Source organism: Pseudomonas triticifolii, assembly GCF_014358015.1.
Lineage (GTDB): Bacteria > Pseudomonadota > Gammaproteobacteria > Pseudomonadales > Pseudomonadaceae > Aquipseudomonas > Aquipseudomonas triticifolii.
On the sequence record NZ_JACONV010000037.1, the window covers coordinates 1 to 19884 of the forward strand.

A 19884-nucleotide genomic window follows, 5' to 3' on the forward strand; every position below is an offset into this window, starting at 1 on the left:
ACATCTCTTCAACAGATAGACTGCATTCGCGAGCAAGCTCGCTCCCACTTGACTCTGGTTACTCCAGCCAAAACCTGTGGGAGGCAGCTTGCTGGCGATGCGTGTTATCAGGCGCTGTGAGCTGCTGGAAGAACGCCATCGCCGGCAAGCCGCCTCCCACGAGCGGGTGCGCTCAATCAGCTGCTGTTGTTTCAGTCTCTTTTTCTAAGGCCCCGGGCAATCGCACGACGGCACATAACCCGGCAGGTGGGCGGTTTTCCAGAGTGAGTTCGCCGCCGTGGGCCTGGATGCAGGCGCGGGCAATGGCCAGTCCCAGGCCTAATCCGCCGCCCTGCGCCGAGTCGGTGCCGCTCTGGCTCAGTTGCACGAACGGTTCGAACACCTGCGTCAGCCAGTCCTGTTCGATGCCCGGTCCGTGGTCCAGAATTTCCAGGCGGATCTGCCCGTCGGGTTCGGTCCAGGCGCTGACGCTGGCATCGCCTGCGTGTTTGAGCGCGTTGTCGATCAGGTTGGTCAGCGCGCGTTTGAGCGCCAGAGGCCTGCAGCGAAACCTGATCTCATCCTGACCGCTCTTCCAGCCAATCGGTTGCCCCATGTTCGTGTAACGCCGCGCCAGGTCATCCAGAAGACGTGTCAGCGACAGGTCGACCATCGCTTCCTGCACCGCATCGCCGCGCACAAAATTCAGGGTTTCTCGCACCATCGCTCTTAGCTCGTCGAGGCTTTCGAGCATGTCGTCGCGCTCGGGGCCGTCTTCGAGCAATTCCATCTGCAAGCGCAGTTCGGTGATCGGCGTATTCAGGTCATGGCTGATCGCTGCGAGCATACGTGTACGGCCTTCGACATGCCGGGCGATGCGCTCCTGCATCACGTTGAATGCGGTGGTCAGATCGCGTGCCTCCTGTGGGCCGGTGATGGGCAGCGGCGGTATCCATTCCCCCCGGCTGACACGTTCGGTCGCCTGCGCCAGACTTTTGATTGGCTGCACGATCCGGCGCATGAAAAACACCACGATCAACAGCACCGGAATGGTCGTTACCGGCAAGGTGTAGGCGAGCATGCGCCCCCATTCATAACCTCCGGCCGGATGCTGGATGGCGTTCAACTGCGAGCCGTTGAGCAGATCGATACTGGTGCGCAATCGCAAGGGTGCCCAACCAGCTGCGACGAACACATGCTCGCGGGCCGGTCCGCCGCTGATGCGCTCAAGCTGCATGCCGATGGTGGTGTTGTCCGGCAATGTCAGGCGCTTTCGCAGATCCGCGACCAGCCGATGCTCTTCGGCGCGCATGTCCAGCGTGTTGGCGATGGGGTCTCTGGACACCCACAGTTCCGAGTCCGGCGTTTGCATTGCACTCAGCAGACGTGATGCATCGTCCGCGGAAAGACCCTGCGTCGCGTGATAGGCCGTGATCAGCCGTTCGATGGCCAGCGTGCGCGACAGTGGATGAATCAGCGCGCCAGTGCGTTGCAGGTACAGCATGGCAATGGCGTTGGACGCCAGCAGTGCGAGCAGCAACAGCACGCCCAATTGCTGTGTCATGCGTTTCGGCCAAAAGCGTTCGAGCACCCTCATGTGCCCGGCACGGTCACTTCAGCTGCCAGCAGGTAACCGTCACCCCAGATCGTGCGCAGCAGTTCCGGCTCGACCGGATTGTCGTCGAGCTTGCGGCGCAAGCGGCTGATCTGTCGGTCAATCGCGCGGTCGTAAACTTCGTTGCCGGGACGCGCCGTCAGGTCGATCAGGCGCTGGCGGTCGAGCACGGTATTGGGATGATTGAGCAACACACCCAGCAAACGGCTTTCCACGGTACTGAGCCTGACCGCCGAGCCGTCGCGTCGCACCAGCGTGCCGGTACTGGTGCTGAAAGTCAGACCGGCAAACGCGTAGTGTTGGGACAGCGGAGCTGCTTCGTCGGGCGCTACGCGTGCGGATTCAGGGCGCACCGCACCGCGCCTGCGCAGTACGCTGTTGATCCGCGCGACCAGCTCACGAGGCTCGAAGGGCTTGGTGACGTAATCGTCCGCGCCGATGTCCAGGCCGCGCACCCGGTCTGCCGAAGTATCGCGGGCGGTGAGCAGGATCACCGGCGTGTTTTCGCGCCGGTGCAGGCGGCTGCATAACTCGAACCCGTCGCCGTCCGGCAGCATCACGTCCAGCACCACCACATCGAAGCGCTGCTGCTTGAGCAATTGCCACATGCCTGCTGCGTCTTCGGCCGTGCGCACCTCGAACAAATGACGTCGCAAGTACACCGCGAGCGGATCGCGGATCTTGCGGTGGTCATCGACCACCAGAATGCGTGGGGCCGGAAGAGATGAAGTTGACGCGCACATCATGATGTTCCTGCTGCACGGGCTGGAGACGAGTCGTGGATGATTCTCATTGGTGGGCGCGATCTTATCCCATTCACGGTGCGGGTGCTGTATGACATGCGTTTAGTCTTTTGCGCTATGTAAACGCGTCAGGACCCGCTACTTTGATCAGGTTCGACCCCCGCAAGGATGCAGGTACGCCTTGGGGAGGTGGTGCAGCGCCATTGCTTTTCACGTGGGCAATGGCTGTCAAACGTCCCGGATTCAGGAAGAAGAGACTGCTCATGAAGTTCGAACCCCTCGCCCGATCGCTCATTGCGACGGCACTGATTGTTGCGTATTCCCCCACGTTCGCGGCGTCACAAGCACCGGTCGCCGCCGAAAACGGCATGGTCGTGACGGCCCAGCATCTGGCCACCCACGTCGGTGTGGATGTACTGAAGGATGGCGGGAATGCCGTCGATGCGGCTGTTGCAGTCGGTTACGCGCTGGCGGTGGTGTACCCCGCAGCGGGTAATCTGGGCGGCGGTGGTTTTATGACCGTCCAGTTAGCCGATGGCCGCAAGACCTTTATCGATTTCCGCGAAAAGGCCCCGCTGGCTGCTACCGCCAACATGTACCTGGACAAGGACGGCAATGTCATCCCGGACCTGAGCGCCAAAGGTCATCTGGCCGTCGGTGTGCCGGGCACGGTGTCCGGCATGGAGCTGGCGCTCAGCAAATACGGCACACGCAAGCGCGAAGACGTGATTGCCCCGGCGATCAAGCTGGCGGAAGAAGGGTTTACCCTGCGCCAGGGCGATATTGACATGCTGCATACCGCGACCGACGTGTTCAAGGCGGACATGGCCGACTCGGGTTCGATCTTCCTCGACAAGGGCGAGCCGCTGCAGGTCGGCCAGAAACTGGTGCAGAAGGACCTCGCCAAGACATTGCGCGAAGTGTCCGAGAAGGGCAGCGACGGCTTTTACAAAGGTTGGGTCGCCAAGGCGCTGGTCGATTCGAGCCAGGCGGGCAAGGGCATCATTGCCCAGGCCGACCTTGATCATTACAAGACCCGTGAGCTGGCACCCGTCGAGTGCGACTACCGTGGATACCACGTGGTGTCCGCACCGCCACCGAGCTCCGGCGGCGTGGTCATCTGCCAGATTCTGAACATTCTGCAAGGCTACCCGATGAAAGAGCTGGGCTTCCGCTCTGCGCAAGGGACGCACTATCAGATCGAAGCCATGCGCCATGCTTATGTGGACCGCAACAGCTACCTGGGCGACCCGGATTTCGTCAAGAACCCCATCGAGCACCTGCTGGATCCTGCCTACGCCGACAAACTGCGTGCCGCCATCGACCCGAACAAGGCCGGTGATTCGAACAAAATCAAACCGGGTGTTGCGCCGCATGAAGGCAGCAACACCACGCACTATTCGATTGTCGACAAATGGGGCAATGCGGTCTCGGTGACCTACACCCTGAACAACTGGTTCGGTGCAGGCGTGATGGCCAGCAAGACCGGCGTCATCCTCAACGACGAGATGGACGACTTCACCGTCAAGCCCGGCGTGCCCAACATGTACGGTCTGGTGCAGGGTGAAGCCAATGCCATTGCGCCGGGCAAGACGCCGCTGTCGTCGATGAGCCCGACCATTGTCACCAAGGACGGCAAGACCGTCATGGTCGTCGGTACGCCAGGCGGCAGCCGCATCATCACTGCGACCCTGCTGACCATGCTCAACGTGATCGACTACGGCATGAACATTCAGGAAGCGGTCGATGCGCCACGTTTCCATCAGCAATGGCAGCCGGATACGACCAACCTGGACACCTTCGCGGTGAGCCCTGACACGCTGAAAATCCTCGAAAGCTGGGGCCACAAGTTTGCAGGTCCGCAGCCCATGAACCATGTCGCGGCGATTCTGGTAGGCGCGCCGTCGCTGGACGGCAAACCGGTCGGCAACAACCGTTTCTACGGTGCCAATGATCCGCGCCGTAATACGGGGTTGTCGTTGGGGTATTAAGGTACCGCGGCCAGTTGCAGTAAACAGAGGACCGTGGGAGACGGCTTGGCGGCGACAGCATCAATTCAGGCGCTGATGTGGCGCTTGAGAAACCGAATCGCCGGCAAGCCGCCTCCCACAAAGGCGGGTTTCTTCAGTAAGTGACAGGTTGCTTGATAAGAGGCGGCTGCGTGCCTCCCGCAATCAGCCACGCACCCAGCGCTGGCGACTCCAGCCGCTCAGAGCATCCACCGCAAACACCAGCACCAGCATCGCGAGGATCACGGTGCTGGCCTGGGCTTCCTGGAACAGGCTCAGGCTGACATAGAGCATCTGCCCCAGCCCACCCGCGCCGACAAAGCCCAGAATGCTCGCCATGCGGATGTTGTTCTCCCAGCGATACAGGGTGTACGCCAGCAACTGCGGCCAGAGGTTGGGCAGCGTGCCGTAACAGAACGCCTGCCACGCGCTACCACCTTGCAGTCGAATCGCAGCCGCAGGCTCAGGTGCGGTGTTTTCCAGCGCTTCGGCGAACAACCGACCCAGTACACCGGTGGTGTGCAACGCTAACGCGAGCGTGCCAGCGTTAGGCCCAAGCCCTGCAGCCAGGACCATCAGCACCGCCCACACCAGTTCTGGAATGGCCCGTAATGCGTTGAGCAGCAGTCGGCTCAGGCTGCGCAGCGGCCAGCCCAGGCGACCTGCAGCAGGCAAGGCCAACAACAAGCCACCGATCACTGAAAGCAGCGTACCAAGCGCAGACATCGCCAGGGTTTCCAGAGCGCCCTTGCCGATGGTCTGCAAGTGACTGACGCTGAAGTCAGGGCTCATGAATCGCAAGGCGTAGCGGCCCATTTGTGTGAGGCTTTCCTGGCTGCCAAGGCTGAGCAGGTCCATGCCCAGGTACACGAACGAGCCAATCACCGCAGCACTGATCGCGATCAACAACAGTCCGTTGCTCACACGCCTCATGTGAACCTCCCGCGCAGCAGGCGGCTCAGCTGATCGGCCAGCAGCACCAACACCAGAAAGGTCAGCAGCATGCTCGCCACTTCGGCCCCGGCGAACATGCGCATCGACAGGTCGATCTGTTGACCCAGCCCGCCCGCGCCGACGAAACCCATCACCACCGACGCCCGAACTGCGCATTCCCAGCGATACACCGTGTACGAGGTCAGCTCGGCGGCGGCGTTGGGCAGTATGCCGTACGCCAGCGCGGCGAATCGTCCGGCACCCGCTTGCATCAGGGCATGGGCCGGGCGTTGATCAACGGACTCGAAAATTTCGGCGTAAACCTTGCCCAGCATGCCCGCGTAGGTGATGGCGATAGCCAGCACACCCGCCGTCGGACCCAGCCCGACGGCACGTACAAATAGCAGCGCCCAGACGATCTCCGGCACGCTGCGCAGAAAGATCAACAGGCCGCGCACCGGCCAGCGCAGACACTGGCCGAGCCAGCCGGGCCGTCCTGCACGTGAGGCGGCCGACAAGGACAACGCCGAACTGGCCAGCAGGCTCGCCGGTATGGCCAGCACCAGCGCCAACGCCATGCCCGCGGTGGCAATCGCCAGGGTCTGCAAGGTGGCGTCGATCAGCAATGAGAGAAAATCGGGGTCATGGGCAGGCGGCCAGAAACCGGCCACGAAACCGCCCATGGTCCGGACGTTTTCCGGTTGCAGCAAAACGGTGGGATCAAGCTCAGCCAGACGGATGCCAGGCCACAGCAGCGCGACAGCCAGCAGCGCCAGCAACACGCGCGGTACGGCGGCCGGGTCGCGGCGATCACGACTCAGCATCGTGGCGTCCAGGGCGCAGTGGCAGGTGTTTCGGTGGTGGTCGGTGTGCTCAACTGTTCATTGGCGTAAAGCGTATCGAGGTGTTCCCGGCTGACTTCGCTGGCGTTCAGGTCGAAATGGATCTGCCCGTCCCGCACGCCGATGATGCGCGGAAAGTGCGCCAGCGCCAGTTCAACGGCATGCAGGCTGGCGACCAGCGTCACGCCGTTTTCAATGGCGTGCTGACACAGCAGCGCCAGGGTGTGATCCGCCAGGCGCGGGTCCATCGCCGAGACCGGCTCGTCCGCCAGCATGACTTCAGGTGCCTGATACAAGGCGCGGGCGATGCCGACCCGTTGCAGTTGTCCGCCCGACAATTGCTGGCAGGGCACGAACAGCTTGTCCGCCAGATCCAGACGCGACAACACATCGCGAGCACCTGGCACGTCCAGTGGATGCAGCAGGTTGAGCAACGACTTGCCCAGACCCCACTGACCGAGCTTGCCCGCCAGCACCGCCGTCACCACGCGCTGACGCGGCGGCAAGGGCGGGGCCTGATGGATCAGCGCAATGCGACGGCGCAATTGCTGGCGCTGTCGACCGGACAGTTGCCAGGGATTGCTCCCCAGTATCTCTACTTGTCCGGCGCTGGGCGGCAGGGCGCTGGCCAGCAGGTTGAGCAGGGTGGTCTTGCCAGCCCCGGACGGCCCGATGATCGCCACCCGTTCGCCCTGCGCAACGCTCAGCTCCAGGCCTCGCAGCGCCAGCGTACCGTTGCTGTGGCGCAGGTCTATCCCGGACAGGCGCAGGGTCATTTCAGCAGATCGGCAGCGCGGGCAGCCTCTTCGATGCCCTTGTAGTTTTCCGGTCTGGTTTCGATGAAGCGGCTGGCAGCCTGCAGATCAAGAATCGCTTTCTGTTCAGGGTTAGCCGGGTCCAGGTCCAGGAACGCCTGTTTGATCTTCGCCGCCAGGCCCTTGTCCAGCGTGCCGCGTACGGTCCAGTTGTAATCGAAGTAGGTCGGTGTGGTGGCGAAGACACGCACCTTGGTGGTATCGACCTTGCCGTTGGCGACCAGCTTGTCCCATACGCTGGCGTTCAGCACACCGGCATCGACCTTGCCCGCCTGAACCCAGGCAGCGGTGGCGTCATGCGCGCCAGAGTAGGCCACGCGGCTGAAGAAGGTTTCCGGCTTGATGTCTTCCTTGAGCATGAAGTAGCGCGGCATCAGGCTGCCGGAGGTGGACGATATCGAGCCGAAAGCGAACGTCTTGCCTTTCAGGTCCGCCAGGCTCTTCACGTTCGGGTCGGAGGTGATGAATTTACTGGTGAACCGGGCGTCCTGCTCGCGCTGCACCAAGGGTACGGCGTTACCCGTTTTGAGGTTGACCTGCACGAACGTGAAGCCGCCCAGCCAGGCCATGTCCAGACGGTCGGTCGCCAGTGCTTCGACCACCGCCGGGTAGTCGGCGACCGGGACGAACTCGACCTTCATGCCCAGACGCTGTTCGAGGTAGGCCCCCAGCGGCTTGAACTTGCGCAGCAGTTCGGTGGGCGCTTCGTCGGGAATGGCCGACACGCGCAGCACATCGGCCGCGTGGCTGGTCAGGGCAGTAAAGGACAGGGCAAGGCCGGCGGCGAGCGCCAGGGTACGCTTGAGCATGAAAGTTCTCCGGTTCAATAGCGGAAAAAACGATAAGGCAAAGCGACTCTGGACAAGCAGGCACGCCTCGATGGATTCGGTACTGGAGCGCGGGATTATAAGAGGCACGGCGAGAAAGGCCAGTTCGTCAGGCGTATCGTTTTGATGGCATGACCGAACGGCGACGCCGTTTGCGCTCAAACCGCAACAGACCCTAGACTCCGCAGCCTGTTTCCCAGTTACCGAGAGTGTCGCGATGAGTGAGCCAATCCGCCTGACCCAGTACAGTCACGGAGCAGGGTGTGGCTGCAAGATTTCCCCCAAGGTGCTGGATGTGATCCTGGCCGGCAGCGGCGCGCAGAACCTGGACCCCAACCTGTGGGTCGGCAACGCCTCGCGTGACGATGCCGCTGTCTATGCGCTGGACGATGAGCGTGGCGTGGTCTCGACCACCGACTTTTTCATGCCCATCGTCGACGATCCATTCGATTTCGGCCGCATCGCGGCGACCAATGCGATCAGCGACATTTATGCGATGGGCGGCGATCCGCTGATGGCCATCGCCATCCTCGGCTGGCCGGTCAATGTGCTGCCGCCGGAAGTGGCCCGCGAAGTGATTCGTGGCGGTCGTGCGGTCTGCGATGCAGCGGGTATTCCACTGGCCGGCGGGCACTCCATCGACGCACCAGAGCCGATCTTCGGCCTGGCCGTGACCGGCGTCGTGCAGAAGAAACACATGAAGCGCAACGACACAGCCCAAGCGGGCTGCACGCTGTACCTGACCAAACCCTTGGGTATCGGCATTCTCACCACCGCGGAGAAGAAGGCAAAACTGCGCGAGCAGGATGTCGGTCTGGCGCGTGACTGGATGTGCACCCTGAACAAGCCCGGCAGCCGTTTCGGCAAACTGGACGGGGTGCTGGCAATGACTGACGTCACCGGCTTCGGTCTGCTGGGTCACCTGGTCGAGATGGCGGACGGTGCAGGGCTGACGGCCCGACTGGATTACGCCGCCGTGCCGCGTCTGCCGGGTGTCGAACATTACATCGCCGAAGGCTGCGTGCCGGGCGGTACGTTGCGCAACTTCGAAAGCTACGGCGATAAGATCGCCGCCCTCAGTGACGCCCAGCGTGACCTGTTGTGCGACCCGCAGACCAGCGGTGGTTTGCTGGTGGCGGTTACCCCGGAAGGCGAAGAGGAGTTTCTGGCAGCGGCTGCCGAACTGGGGCTGCAACTGAACCCTATCGGCACATTGCTTGAGCGACAGACCCACGCCGTCGAGGTGTTCTGATGGCCGACAACAGCAGTGATTACCGCGCTCTTTTCCTCAACGATGTACCGATGATGGACGCCCGGGCGCCCGTGGAGTTTTCCAAGGGCGCGTTTCCGGGCGTGATCAACCTGCCGCTGATGAACGACATCGAACGGCAGAAGGTGGGCACCTGCTACAAGCAACACGGGCAGGAAGCGGCAATCACGCTGGGCCATCAACTGGTGTGCGGGCCGGTCAAGGATGAACGTGTCGAAGCCTGGCTGGCATTCGCCAAAGCCAACCCGCATGGCTACCTGTATTGCTTCCGTGGCGGGCTGCGCTCGCAGACCGTGCAACGCTGGCTGAAGGATGCAGGCGTCGATTATCCGCGCATCATTGGCGGCTACAAGGCGATGCGGACCTTTCTGCTGGACACCCTGCACGACGCGGTGACCGAATGTGAGTTCGTGGTGCTCGGTGGCATGACCGGCACGGGCAAGACCGAGGTGCTGACCCAGCTTGGCAACAGCCTCGATCTGGAAGGCATCGCCAACCATCGTGGTTCCAGCTTCGGCAAGCGAGCCACTGGCCAACCGGCCCAGATCGACTTCGAGAACCGCCTGGCCATCGACCTGCTCAAGAAACGCGCCGCAGGCATCGAGCAGTTCGTGCTGGAAGACGAAAGCCGCCTGGTGGGCAGCTGCAACGTGCCGCTGGAACTGCACCAGACCATGCAGGCTTGTTCGATGGTCTGGCTGGAGGACAGTTTCGAAAACCGGGTCGAGCGTATTCTTCGCGATTACGTGACCGACCTGTGCGCCGAGTTCATCACACTCAACGGCGCGGAAACCGGTTTCGACCTGTTTGCCGAGCGCCTGCTGCAAAGCCTGAAAAACATCCATAAGCGACTCGGCGGTGAGCGTTTGCAGCGACTGCAAGCCATCATGCAGGACGCGCTGGACGAACAGCGGCGCAGCGGCAAGGTCGATCTGCATCGTGGCTGGATCGAAGGTCTGCTTGGCGAATACTACGACCCCATGTACGCCTACCAGCGCGAGCACAAGGCCTCGCGCATTGAGTTTGCCGGGACCCAGAGCGAAGTGGTTGCGTACCTGCGCGAGCGCAAGGCCAGAGCGTCGTCTACGTAACATTTCCTGACGCCGCTGCCTCTTCGTGGCGGCGCTATCTCGCAGCACACACGAGTCTGGTGGGGGCTTGCTTGCGAAGGCAGTCTATCTGTTGAAGAGGTGGTGTCTGATGCATCGCCTTCGCGAGCAAGCTCGCTCCCACAGGTTTTGCATGTATCCAGTGCTGCTGGTGTAGCGACGACCACAGAACAGGGGTTGAGCGCGTTCCCTGTGGGAGGCGGCTTGCCGGCGATGAAGTCGGCACGGTTTGCCAGAAAAAACGCCTCATCGTTCATCGTCGTATTGCAGCCCATACCAAGTCCATTCCTGCATGGCTGCATCACGGCTAAGAGCGATGCGCCAGGTGATTGAGCAATGCCTTGGCATAACCGGGCAGTGCATCGAAGTCGGCGGCGCAGAGCAGCAATGTGCGATCGGCCCAGGCATCACTGAGGCGCACAGCGGCAAGGCGCAGCGGACGAGGTGCGCGGTCCACCGCTGCCTGCGGCACGATCCCAAGTCCCGCGCCATGGGCGACCATGCGCAACACGCCATCGAACCCTTCGGCCCGCACTCTGATGCGCAAGCGCTTGCCCGTGTGCAGCGCCTGTTCTTCCAGATAGATGCCCAACGCACTGCTGGCCGCCATGCCGACGAACTCTTCATCGAGCGTCTGGGCAAAGCTGACGCTGGATAACCCGCTCAACGGATGATCGAGCGGCAGTACCAGCGTCAGCGGATCATCACCAAAGGGCTGGGTCTGCAGGTCGCTGGCGTCTACGGCGTCGGAAACGATCCCGATGTCTGCGGTGCCCTGACGCAGCGCCTGGAGGATGCGCAGGCTGGGTTGTTCCTGCAGGTCGATATCGATGTGGGGATGCGCCACCAGAAAGTCCGCCAGTCGTTCCGGCAGGTGTTCGCTGAGCGTCGAGGTGTTGCACAGCAGCCGCACCTGGCCTTTGAAGCCTTTGGCGTAGTCGGCCAGATCGAATTGCATGCGTTCGACCTGTTGCAGGATCAACCGGGCGTGTTGCGCCAATGCCTTTCCCGCAGGCGTCGGCGTGACGCCACGTCTGCCACGTTCAAGCAGTGGTGCCTGCAACGACGCCTCCATCGCTCGCACACGCGCGCTGGCCGATGCCAGCGACAGATGGCTGCGCGTTGCGGCAGCAGTGAGGCTGCCGGTCTCGATCACGTGCTGAAAAAGGCGCAGGTCGATGAGGTCGAAATGCATGTGACTGAATACCCTCTAATGATTAGCCTCTGTCCATGCCTGAGGCTGGCTCAGTATAAGCCAGATTTTCAAGGCGCCGCGTCAGGTCCAGAATCGCGGCATGAGCGTACTTTTCGACAGTGATCACACGTTGGGTATTAGCCTTGTCGCGCTGGTGTTCGGCACCTTCCTGCTGGCAGGTGCCGTCAAGGGCGTCATAGGCCTTGGCCTGCCCACCGTGGCGATGGGTTTACTCGGGCTGGCTATGCTGCCGGCACAGGCTGCTGCGTTGCTGATTATCCCGTCCATCGTGACCAACGTCTGGCAACTGGCGGCAGGCGGGCACCTCGGACCGTTGCTCCTGCGTCTGTGGCCGATGCTGGCGATGGTGTTCGCAGGCACCCTGGCTGGTTCGTTCTGGCAGGGCATGAACGGCGATCATTCCATGACGCGGGCATTGGGCGGGGCGCTGCTGCTTTATGCGCTGAGCGGTCTGTTTCTGCCGCCATTCAAGGTGGCTGTGAACACCCAGCGCTGGCTCGGGCCGATGTGTGGGTTGCTCACAGGCGTCATCACGTCGGCGACCGGCGTGTTCGTGATTCCTGCCGTACCCTACCTGCAAGCGCTAGGGCTGGAGCGTCATCAACTGGTGCAGGCGCTGGGGCTCTCGTTCACGGTTTCGACGCTGGCGCTGGCCATCGGTCTGTCCTCGACGGGCGCGCTGGGCGGTGGCGAAATGGCGGCCTCCTTACTGGCGCTGATTCCTGCCCTGCTAGGCATGGCGTTCGGGCAGTGGTTGCGAGAACGAATCAGCGCAGTGGTCTTCAAGCGCGCCTTCTTTATCGGGATGGCGCTGCTGGGCCTGCATTTGCTGGTGAGGGGCTAAGCATGTCGATGCGGCGCACGTCGAACTCGCGGACCAGATAGTCCATACGGTGTTCGAAAAACTTCACCATGTGCGGTTGCGCGGAATGAACGTCGAGGTCCTCTTTCGACGCCCAGATTTCAAAGAAGATGAACAGCGTCGGGTCCTGCTGATCGCGCAGCATGTGGTACTCGATACAGCCCGGTTCGCTACGGCTTTGTGCAACGTACGAACTGAACAGCGCTTCGAACTCGGCGGACTTTTCGGGGCGGGTGTGGGCGTGAAGGATGAAACCATGAAGGTCAGTCATCTGGAGAGTCCTCTGCTGAAAGTGGCCGCATTCTAAGTCAACAATAAGCGCTTGATTCGTGACGCTGGAGCAAAAGCCATTTGCCGATCCCGGTCTTATTCAAATGCGCGTCGCTCTTTATTCTTGCCCCATCCATTAATGACGAGCCCACACCCGCCTTTCGGCGCAGCGGGCGAGCACCCAGAGGTCAGGCATGAAAAAAGTAGTGTTTCTCAACGGCGGTAAACAGTTTGCTCACTCCGATGGCCGCTATAACGCGACCTTGCATGAAGCCGGTGTGGCGTTCATGGACCGCGCCGGTTATGACGTGAAGGAAACCTTCATTGACGGTGGCTACGACCTTGTCGAAGAAGTGCAGAAGTTTCTATGGGCTGACGTGATTGTCTGGCAGATGCCGGGCTGGTGGATGGGCGCGCCGTGGACAGTGAAGAAATACATCGACGAAGTATTCACCGAAGGTCACGGCAGCCTTTACGCCAACGATGGCCGCAGCCGTTCCGATGCCTCGCAGAAATACGGCAGCGGCGGTTTGTTGCACGGCAAGCAGTACATGATTTCCGCTACCTGGAACGCACCGCAGCAGGCGTTCGACGAGGCGTCCGACTTCTTTGAAGCCAAAGGCGTCGATGCCGTGTACTTCCCGTTTCACAAAGCCAACCAGTTCTTGGGGATGACCAGCCTGCCGACGTTTCTGGCGGTGGACGTGATGAAAATGCCGAACATCGAAGCTGATGTGAAACGCTATGAAGCGCATCTGGCCAGGGTGTTTGGGGTTTGAGGTGATCGTCCCTGCGTGCTGCGTTCGACGCAGGTCTTGCAGCACCAACGGACTGTGTTCACTCAGAACTCACGCCTTTGCTTGAACCACGGTTAATATTCCCGGACGCTTGAGCAGGGGACAACAGTGAAAGCCAGGTCCGATGAGTTGCAGGTGTTTGTTTCGGTGATCGAAAGCGGGTCGATTTCCGCTGCTGCCGAGAAGATGGGGCAAACGCCTTCAGGGATCAGTCGCACCTTGTCGCGGCTGGAGGCCAAGCTGGAAACCACGCTGATCAATCGCACGACGCGGCGCATGGACCTGACCGAAGAGGGCAAGTTCTTCCTGGCCCGTGCCCGTGCAATTCTTGAACAGATGGAAAGCCTTGAAGAACACCTGATGTCGTCACGCCAGACACCGGCCGGCCGACTGCGCGTCAACGCCGCTTCACCCTTCATGCTGCATTCGGTGGTGCCACATGTGGCGGAATTTCGGCAGCGTTATCCGGATATCCAGCTGGAACTGGACAGTGATGACTGGTTTATCGACCTGCTGGAGCAGAACACCGACATCGCGATCCGCATCGGCACATTGCCGGACTCGACCCTGCACGCGCGCGCCTTGGGCAGTTGCCTGCTGAACATCGTCGCCAGTCCTGCGTACCTGGCGCGCTACGGCACGCCACACACCGTCGAGGATTTATCGCAGCACACGCTGGTGGGATTCAATCAGGTGGAAGTGCTCAACCGCTGGCCGCTGCGCCATGCCGGTGGCGACCGCTTTCAGATCAAGCCGGCCGTGACGGCGTCCAGTGGCGACACCTTGCGGCATCTGGCGCTGGAGGGGGTGGGGATTGCCTGTCTGTCAGATTTCATGACCCACGAAGACCTGCGCGATGGCCGGCTGGTCGGCCTTCTGCAACACGCCGACAGCGGTTATCGCCAGCCGATCAATGCGGTGTACTACCGCAACTCGCAGTTGGCGCTGAGGGTTCAGTGTTTTCTGGATTTCATGCAGGAGAAACTGAAGGGCTATGCGCAGTGAGCGTGGACACGCAGGGCGCTGAGCGTCACACAATGCGTGTCAGTCACTGCAGAGCATGTGGGAGCGAGCTTGCTCGCGAAGAGGCCAGTGCAGTAACCCTGAATCAGGGCGTCTGAACGATAGCGTTCGTGAGCAAGCTCATTCCCACAGAGCTGCGGTCTATCAGTGATGCTCGCGAGTCGCGCGGAATTTCACGTCGGGCCAGCGCTCTTCCATCAGCGCCAGGTTGACGCGGGTCGGGGCCAGGTAGGTGAGGTGACCACCACCGTCCAGCGCCAGGTTTTCCACAGCCTTGTTTTCAAACTCTTCGAGCTTCTTCTTGTCCGCGCATTCGATCCAGCGAGCTGACCACACGGTGATCGGCTCGTAGGCGCATTCGACCTTGTATTCTTCCTTCAGGCGGCTGGCGACGACGTCGAACTGCAGCACGCCGACGGCACCCAGAATGATGTCGTTGCTGCGCTGCGGGAAGAACACCTGCGTGGCGCCTTCTTCAGCGAGTTGTTGCAAGCCCTGACGCAACTGCTTGGACTTGAGGGGATCCTTGAGGCGCACGCGACGGAACAGCTCCGGTGCGAAGTGCGGAATACCCGTGAAGCCCAGTCCTTCGCCTTCGGTGAAGGTGTCGCCGATCTGGATCGTGCCGTGGTTGTGCAGGCCAATGATGTCGCCTGCGTAGGCCTCTTCCAGTTGCTCGCGTTCCGAGGAGAAGAAGGTCAGCGCGTCGCCGATCCGCACGTCCTTGCCCAGACGTACGTGGCGCATTTTCATGCCCTTGTCGTAACGGCCCGAACAGATGCGCATGAACGCAATACGGTCGCGGTGCTTGGGGTCCATGTTCGCCTGGATCTTGAACACGAAGCCGCTGAATTTCTCTTCTTCCGGCTCCACGGTGCGCTCGTTGGCGACGCGGGCCAGCGGCATCGGTGCCCAGTTCACCACGGCATCGAGCACGTGATCGACACCGAAGTTGCCTAGCGCCGTGCCGAAGAACACCGGGGTCAGTTGACCGTCGATGAACTCCTGTTGATTGAATTCGTGGCAGGCACCCTGCACCAGCTCCAGTTGCTCGACGAAGCGGTCGTACTCGTCACCCAGGTGGGCGCGGGCTTCGTCGGAGTCCAGGTTCTGGATGATTTTGGTTTCGGTACGCTCATGCCCGTGGCCGGCGGTGTAGACGATGATGTAGTCATCAGCCAGGTGGTACACACCCTTGAAGTCGCGGTAGCAACCGATTGGCCAGGTGATCGGCGCTGCCTTGATCTTGAGGACGGCTTCGATCTCGTCCAGCAGTTCGATCGGGTCGCGAATGTCACGGTCCAGCTTGTTGATGAAGCTGACGATCGGCGTATCGCGCAGGCGGCAGACATCCATCAGGGCGATGGTGCGTGGTTCGACACCTTTACCGCCGTCCAGCACCATCAAGGCCGAGTCCACTGCCGTCAGCGTGCGGTAGGTATCTTCGGAGAAGTCTTCGTGGCCCGGGGTGTCCAGCAGGTTGATCATGTGATCGCGATACGGGAACTGCATGACGGACGTGGTGATGGAGATGCCGCGCTGTTTCTCCATTTCCATCCAGTCGGATGTGGCATGACGATCGGATTTACGCGACTTGACCGTACCGGCGACGGAAATGGCCTTGCCCATCAGCAGCAGCTTTTCCGTGATGGTGGTTTTACCGGCGTCGGGGTGGGAAATAATGGCGAAAGTGCGGCGTTTCGCGACTTCGGCGGCCTGTTGGGTCATGGGAAATCGCCTGGAATGGGATTGAAAAAAGGGCGCAGATTATAGCTCAAGTCTGGGCAATAACCGAACCGTTCAGTCAATCGGGGGTGGCCAGATAATGTCTCGCGTGGGAACCTTTCAGGTCGTGGAGACGTCCACTCCCCCGTCAAGGCCAGTACCGAGGCCAACTTCAGGGGCTGATTGATCAGCATGTTGGCTTGACGAAGCTGCGCTCATGGCTTGTGTTATCGCCGAGGTTAAACCCTTACCGGCGACCCACCCGCTGCTCTTCGCGAACGTTATTGCTGGCGTCCTGTCGGTCGCCCAAGTCAACGCGTTCGCCGACTGAAATAAGGAGTCCGCCCGTGGCAAATCGCTATGGCAAGGGGCTATTGGGAGGCGCGGTTGTTATCGCGCTCCTGGCCCTGCTGATCCACTGGATCGGCATTAGTACCATCAAGCAATACCAGGATGACCTGCTGTTCTACCTTCAGGCTCACCTGATTCTGGTTCTGGTTTCAATGCTCGCGGCCCTGGTGGTCGGCATCCCGGCAGGCATTGCCCTCAGCCGACCGAGCATGGTTGGCCGAGCCGAACGCTTCATGCAGATCTTCAACATTGGCAACACCGTTCCACCTCTCGCCGTTCTGGCCATTGCCCTCGGGATTCTCGGGATCGGCAGCGGGCCTGCCATCTTCGCGCTGTTCCTCGCCTCACTGTTGCCCATCGTGCGTAACACCTACGAAGGCTTGAAGAACGTCCAGGGTTCACTCAAAGAAGCGGCCGTCGGCATCGGCATGACACCGCGCCAGGTGCTGTGGCGTGTCGAACTGCCCAACGCCGTGCCCATCATTGTCGGTGGTGTGCGGGTTGCGCTGGCGATCAACGTCGGTACTGCACCGCTGGCCTTTCTCATCGGCGCCAATAGCCTTGGCAGCCTGATCTTCCCCGGCATCGCCCTGAATAATCAGCCGCAATTGGTGCTGGGTGCGGCGTGTACCGCTCTGCTGGCGTTGTTGCTCGACGGCCTGGTGATCATTGCCAGTCGCCTGTGGCTGGAACGCGGCCTGACTCGCTGAGCGAAGGAACTACCATGAAGAAGTTATGTGTGTTTTTAGGCTGTGCCCTGTTGTTTTCGGCGCTGGCCCAGGCGGCAGACAAGCCGCTATTGCGCGTTGGTGCGCGCGTGTTCACCGAGCAGACCATGCTGGCTGAACTGACCGCGCAATACCTGCGCACCAAGAACTATGACGTGCAGATCACTGGTGGTCTGGGCAGCAACCTGGCGCGCAGCGCTCAGGAAAGCGGCCAGCTCGATCTGTTGTGGGAATACACCGGCGTGTCGCTGGTTGCGTATAACCACATCGACGAAAAACTCGACAGCGAGCAGACCTACGCCCGTGTGAAAGAAGTCGATGCGAAGAAAGGCCTGGTCTGGCTTTCGCCGTCCAAATTCAACAACACCTACGCGTTGGCACTGCCGCAGAAGGTTGCGGACAAGTACCCGCAGATCAACACCATGACCGAACTGACCAAAGTGCTTAAGGATGAAGCCAAAGAGGGTCATGTCGTAGCGCTGGACACCGAGTTCGCCAACCGTTCCGACGGCCTGATCGGCATGGTCAAGCATTACGACATGAATCTCGGTCGTGAGAATACCCGGCAGATGGACGCGGGTCTGGTCTACACCGCGCTGCGCAACGGCCAGGTGTTCGCAGGTCTGGTCTACACCACCGACGGCCGCCTGAACGCGTTCAAGCTCAAGGTGCTGGAAGACGACAAGCATTACTTCCCGGATTACACCGCAGCGCCGGTGATTCGCCAGGAGTATCTGGACGCACATCCTGAGATCGCCACGCTGCTCAAGCCGTTGGCTGAACTTCTGGACAACCAGACCATGATTGACCTCAACGCCCGCGTCGATGTCGGCCATGAAAGCCCATCCTCGGTTGCCGCAGATTTCCTGCGCCAGCATCCCCTGAATTAAGGAAGGAGACGATATGAGTTTCTTGAGCGCCTTCTCCCATCTGGACTGGGCTCAGGTCCTGCAACTGACCTGGCAGCACATCACGCTGGTCGGTATTGCCGTGACCCTGGCTATCGTCGTCGGTGTGCCGCTGGGCGTGCTGATGACACGCTTTCCGGCATTGGCCGGTCCGCTGCAAGCCAGCGCCACCGTACTGCTGACCGTGCCGTCGATTGCGCTGTTCGGCCTGCTGCTGCCGTTCTACTCCAAGTTCGGTCAGGGCCTTGGCCCGATGCCAGCCATCACTGCCGTATTCCTCTATTCCCTGCTGCCGATCATGCGCAATACCTACCTGGCGCTGACGGGCGTTGAACCGGGTATTCGCGAAGCCGCCAAAGGCATCGGCATGACCTTCGGCCAGCGCCTGCGCATGGTCGAACTGCCGATTGCCGTGCCCGTCATCCTCGCCGGTGTGCGCACCGCCGTGGTGATGAATATCGGTGTCATGACCATCGCCGCGACCATCGGCGCCGGTGGTCTGGGTGTACTCATTCTCGCTTCAATCAGCCGCAGCGATATGTCGATGCTGATCGTCGGCGCGGTACTGGTCAGCATTCTGGCCATCATCGCCGACCTTCTCCTGCAATGGCTGCAACGTACGCTGACTCCAAAAGGACTCCTGAAATGATCGAACTCCAGAACCTCTCCAAGACTTTCCAGAGCAACGGCAAAGAAGTGAAGGCTGTCGACTCGGTCAGCCTCACCGTCAACGAAGGCGAGATCTGCGTCTTCCTCGGCCCGTCGGGCTGCGGCAAGAGCACCACGCTGAAAATGATCAACCGCCTGATCATGCCGACGTCCGGCAAGGTGCTGATCAACGGCGAGGACACCACGGACCTGGACGAAGTGACCCTGCGTCGCAACATCGGTTATGTGATCCAGCAGATCGGCCTGTTCCCGAACATGACCATCGAAGAAAACATCGTGGTCGTGCCCAAATTGCTGGGCTGGGACAAGCAGCGTTGCCATGACCGTGCCCGCGAGCTGATGAGCATGATCAAGCTGGAACCCAAGCAGTACCTGCACCGCTACCCGCGTGAGCTGTCCGGCGGTCAGCAGCAGCGTATCGGTGTGATCCGTGCGCTGGCGGCCGACGCGCCCTTGCTGCTGATGGACGAGCCGTTCGGTGCGGTCGACCCGATCAACCGCGAGATGATCCAGAACGAGTTCTTCGAGATGCAGCGTGCATTGAATAAGACCGTGATCATGGTCAGCCACGACATCGACGAAGCCATCAAGCTGGGCGACAAGATCGCGATCTTCCGTGGCGGTAAATTGCTGCAGATCGATCACCCGGATACCTTGCTCGCGCATCCGGCAGACGACTTCGTCAGCAGCTTCGTCGGTCAGGACAGCACCCTCAAGCGCCTGTTGCTGGTCAAGGCCGAGGACGCCGCCGACAACGCGCCATCGGTCAGCCCGGAAACCCCGGTGGCCGATGCGCTGGACGTGATGGACGAAAACGACCGCCGTTACATCGTGGTCACCGACAGCGAAAACAAGGCGATGGGTTACGTACGTCGTCGCGACCTGCACCGCCAGCAGGGCACCTGCGCGCAATTCCTGCGCGAATTCAACGGCACGGCGGCGTACGACGAACACTTGCGCATCCTGTTGTCGCGCATGTACGAGTTCAACCGCTCGTGGCTGCCGGTACTGGACGCCGAAAACGTGTTCCTGGGGGAAGTGACCCAGGAGTCGATTGCCGCTTACCTGAGTTCGGGGCGTTCACGTGGCATGAAGACCAGCATTGTGTCGCCAGCTGAGATTGCACTGAGCGACGCGCAAGCCTGACGGCGAAACTCCTGCGCTTTTGGTTCAGGGCGTGAGTCACCAAGCGG

The 19884-nt window shown here is 61.1% G+C and carries 19 protein-coding genes; 10 read left to right on the top strand and 9 right to left on the bottom strand.

Features of this window, described 5'->3' with window-relative positions; translation table 11 throughout:
• Positions 1-172: 172 nt before the first annotated feature.
• Both H8S56_RS24030 and H8S56_RS24035 read right to left on the bottom strand, forming a co-directional pair.
• Positions 173-1543, bottom strand: a complete 1371-nt coding sequence (locus H8S56_RS24030; protein ID WP_187519971.1) for an ATP-binding protein — start codon at positions 1541-1543, stop codon at positions 173-175.
• A 29-nt stretch (positions 1544-1572) separates the two neighbouring features.
• Complete coding sequence (locus H8S56_RS24035) at positions 1573-2337, bottom strand: response regulator transcription factor (RefSeq protein WP_024694268.1); 765 nt, start codon at positions 2335-2337, stop codon at positions 1573-1575.
• Positions 2338-2600: 263 nt separating this feature from the next.
• Between H8S56_RS24035 and ggt the strand changes: the two genes are divergently transcribed.
• A complete protein-coding gene (gene ggt / locus H8S56_RS24040; RefSeq protein WP_187519972.1) occupies positions 2601-4328 on the top strand; it encodes a gamma-glutamyltransferase in 1728 nt (575 codons plus the stop codon).
• A gap of 183 nt (positions 4329-4511) precedes the next feature.
• Here ggt and phnE read toward each other — a convergent pair whose 3' ends face one another.
• Genes phnE through H8S56_RS24060 form a run of 4 tightly spaced genes read right to left on the bottom strand, consistent with a single transcriptional unit; the run spans position 4512 to position 7745 of the window.
• Positions 4512-5279, bottom strand: a complete 768-nt coding sequence (gene phnE / locus H8S56_RS24045; RefSeq protein WP_187519973.1) for a phosphonate ABC transporter, permease protein PhnE — start codon at positions 5277-5279, stop codon at positions 4512-4514.
• A complete protein-coding gene (locus tag H8S56_RS24050) occupies positions 5276-6103 on the bottom strand; it encodes a PhnE/PtxC family ABC transporter permease (RefSeq protein WP_024694265.1) in 828 nt (275 codons plus the stop codon). Before H8S56_RS24050 ends, phnE begins: the two co-directional genes overlap by 4 nt.
• Positions 6097-6897 carry a phosphonate ABC transporter ATP-binding protein gene (locus H8S56_RS24055; RefSeq protein WP_187519974.1) on the bottom strand — a complete coding sequence of 267 codons (801 nt, stop codon included), beginning with the start codon at positions 6895-6897 and terminating at the stop codon, positions 6097-6099. The genes H8S56_RS24050 and H8S56_RS24055 overlap by 7 nt, the downstream gene beginning before the upstream one ends.
• Positions 6894-7745, bottom strand: a complete 852-nt coding sequence (locus H8S56_RS24060) for a putative selenate ABC transporter substrate-binding protein (protein WP_024694263.1) — start codon at positions 7743-7745, stop codon at positions 6894-6896. Before H8S56_RS24060 ends, H8S56_RS24055 begins: the two co-directional genes overlap by 4 nt.
• Before the next feature lie 235 nt (positions 7746-7980).
• Between H8S56_RS24060 and selD the strand changes: the two genes are divergently transcribed.
• Both selD and mnmH read left to right on the top strand, forming a co-directional pair.
• The gene (selD, locus tag H8S56_RS24065; RefSeq protein WP_024686078.1) at positions 7981-9015 is read left to right on the top strand and encodes a selenide, water dikinase SelD; all 1035 of its coding nucleotides are present in this window, start codon (positions 7981-7983) and stop codon (positions 9013-9015) included.
• Positions 9015-10124 (top strand): tRNA 2-selenouridine(34) synthase MnmH, encoded by a 1110-nt coding sequence (mnmH, locus tag H8S56_RS24070; RefSeq protein ID WP_187519975.1) that lies wholly within the window; start codon positions 9015-9017, stop codon positions 10122-10124. The genes selD and mnmH overlap by 1 nt, the downstream gene beginning before the upstream one ends.
• A 325-nt stretch (positions 10125-10449) precedes the next feature.
• Here the strand turns inward: mnmH and H8S56_RS24075 are convergent, their stop codons facing one another.
• Positions 10450-11337: a LysR substrate-binding domain-containing protein gene (locus tag H8S56_RS24075; RefSeq protein ID WP_187519976.1), complete on the bottom strand. Its 888-nt coding sequence runs from the start codon at positions 11335-11337 to the stop codon at positions 10450-10452.
• Positions 11338-11437: 100 nt separating this feature from the next.
• Between H8S56_RS24075 and H8S56_RS24080 the strand changes: the two genes are divergently transcribed.
• The gene (locus H8S56_RS24080) at positions 11438-12202 is read left to right on the top strand and encodes a sulfite exporter TauE/SafE family protein (RefSeq protein ID WP_187519977.1); all 765 of its coding nucleotides are present in this window, start codon (positions 11438-11440) and stop codon (positions 12200-12202) included.
• Here H8S56_RS24080 and H8S56_RS24085 read toward each other — a convergent pair.
• Positions 12156-12491, bottom strand: coding sequence for a putative quinol monooxygenase (locus H8S56_RS24085; protein WP_024684691.1), 336 nt, complete (start codon positions 12489-12491; stop codon positions 12156-12158). The two genes, H8S56_RS24080 and H8S56_RS24085, sit on opposite strands and share 47 nt — an antisense overlap.
• Positions 12492-12684: 193 nt before the next feature.
• Between H8S56_RS24085 and H8S56_RS24090 the strand changes: the two genes are divergently transcribed.
• Together H8S56_RS24090 and H8S56_RS24095 are read left to right on the top strand one after the other, a co-directional pair.
• The gene (locus H8S56_RS24090) at positions 12685-13269 is read left to right on the top strand and encodes an NAD(P)H-dependent oxidoreductase (protein ID WP_187519978.1); all 585 of its coding nucleotides are present in this window, start codon (positions 12685-12687) and stop codon (positions 13267-13269) included.
• A 126-nt stretch (positions 13270-13395) separates the two neighbouring features.
• A complete protein-coding gene (locus tag H8S56_RS24095; RefSeq protein ID WP_024684689.1) occupies positions 13396-14292 on the top strand; it encodes a LysR family transcriptional regulator in 897 nt (298 codons plus the stop codon).
• A gap of 162 nt (positions 14293-14454) precedes the next feature.
• Here H8S56_RS24095 and H8S56_RS24100 read toward each other — a convergent pair whose 3' ends face one another.
• Positions 14455-16038 (bottom strand): peptide chain release factor 3, encoded by a 1584-nt coding sequence (locus H8S56_RS24100; RefSeq protein ID WP_024695419.1) that lies wholly within the window; start codon positions 16036-16038, stop codon positions 14455-14457.
• Between the two features lie 344 nt (positions 16039-16382).
• Here H8S56_RS24100 and H8S56_RS24105 point away from each other — a divergent pair, with 344 nt between their 5' ends.
• The 4 genes from H8S56_RS24105 to H8S56_RS24120 are packed head-to-tail and all read left to right on the top strand — an operon-like array spanning position 16383 to position 19837.
• Positions 16383-17096 (top strand): ABC transporter permease, encoded by a 714-nt coding sequence (locus H8S56_RS24105; protein ID WP_024684687.1) that lies wholly within the window; start codon positions 16383-16385, stop codon positions 17094-17096.
• A 14-nt stretch (positions 17097-17110) separates the two neighbouring features.
• Complete coding sequence (locus H8S56_RS24110; RefSeq protein WP_187519979.1) at positions 17111-18004, top strand: glycine betaine ABC transporter substrate-binding protein; 894 nt, start codon at positions 17111-17113, stop codon at positions 18002-18004.
• Positions 18005-18017: 13 nt separating this feature from the next.
• The gene (locus H8S56_RS24115; RefSeq protein ID WP_003400010.1) at positions 18018-18671 is read left to right on the top strand and encodes an ABC transporter permease; all 654 of its coding nucleotides are present in this window, start codon (positions 18018-18020) and stop codon (positions 18669-18671) included.
• Positions 18668-19837 (top strand): osmoprotectant ABC transporter ATP-binding protein OsmV, encoded by a 1170-nt coding sequence (locus tag H8S56_RS24120; RefSeq protein WP_024684685.1) that lies wholly within the window; start codon positions 18668-18670, stop codon positions 19835-19837. Before H8S56_RS24115 ends, H8S56_RS24120 begins: the two co-directional genes overlap by 4 nt.
• Positions 19838-19884: the final 47 nt, after the last annotated feature.

Bases quoted from the DNA above. Each gene is read 5' to 3' on its own strand.
- H8S56_RS24030 (WP_187519971.1), bottom strand. From the start codon at position 1,543: ATGACACAGCAATTGGGCGTGCTGTTGCTGCTCGCACTGCTGGCGTCC.
- H8S56_RS24035 (WP_024694268.1), bottom strand. From the start codon at position 2,337: ATGTGCGCGTCAACTTCATCTCTTCCGGCCCCACGCATTCTGGTGGTC.
- ggt (WP_187519972.1), top strand. From the start codon at position 2,601: ATGAAGTTCGAACCCCTCGCCCGATCGCTCATTGCGACGGCACTGATT.
- phnE (WP_187519973.1), bottom strand. From the start codon at position 5,279: ATGAGGCGTGTGAGCAACGGACTGTTGTTGATCGCGATCAGTGCTGCG.
- H8S56_RS24050 (WP_024694265.1), bottom strand. From the start codon at position 6,103: ATGCTGAGTCGTGATCGCCGCGACCCGGCCGCCGTACCGCGCGTGTTG.
- H8S56_RS24055 (WP_187519974.1), bottom strand. From the start codon at position 6,897: ATGACCCTGCGCCTGTCCGGGATAGACCTGCGCCACAGCAACGGTACG.
- H8S56_RS24060 (WP_024694263.1), bottom strand. From the start codon at position 7,745: ATGCTCAAGCGTACCCTGGCGCTCGCCGCCGGCCTTGCCCTGTCCTTT.
- selD (WP_024686078.1), top strand. From the start codon at position 7,981: ATGAGTGAGCCAATCCGCCTGACCCAGTACAGTCACGGAGCAGGGTGT.
- mnmH (WP_187519975.1), top strand. From the start codon at position 9,015: ATGGCCGACAACAGCAGTGATTACCGCGCTCTTTTCCTCAACGATGTA.
- H8S56_RS24075 (WP_187519976.1), bottom strand. From the start codon at position 11,337: ATGCATTTCGACCTCATCGACCTGCGCCTTTTTCAGCACGTGATCGAG.
- H8S56_RS24080 (WP_187519977.1), top strand. From the start codon at position 11,438: ATGAGCGTACTTTTCGACAGTGATCACACGTTGGGTATTAGCCTTGTC.
- H8S56_RS24085 (WP_024684691.1), bottom strand. From the start codon at position 12,491: ATGACTGACCTTCATGGTTTCATCCTTCACGCCCACACCCGCCCCGAA.
- H8S56_RS24090 (WP_187519978.1), top strand. From the start codon at position 12,685: ATGAAAAAAGTAGTGTTTCTCAACGGCGGTAAACAGTTTGCTCACTCC.
- H8S56_RS24100 (WP_024695419.1), bottom strand. From the start codon at position 16,038: ATGACCCAACAGGCCGCCGAAGTCGCGAAACGCCGCACTTTCGCCATT.
- H8S56_RS24110 (WP_187519979.1), top strand. From the start codon at position 17,111: ATGAAGAAGTTATGTGTGTTTTTAGGCTGTGCCCTGTTGTTTTCGGCG.
- H8S56_RS24115 (WP_003400010.1), top strand. From the start codon at position 18,018: ATGAGTTTCTTGAGCGCCTTCTCCCATCTGGACTGGGCTCAGGTCCTG.
- H8S56_RS24120 (WP_024684685.1), top strand. From the start codon at position 18,668: ATGATCGAACTCCAGAACCTCTCCAAGACTTTCCAGAGCAACGGCAAA.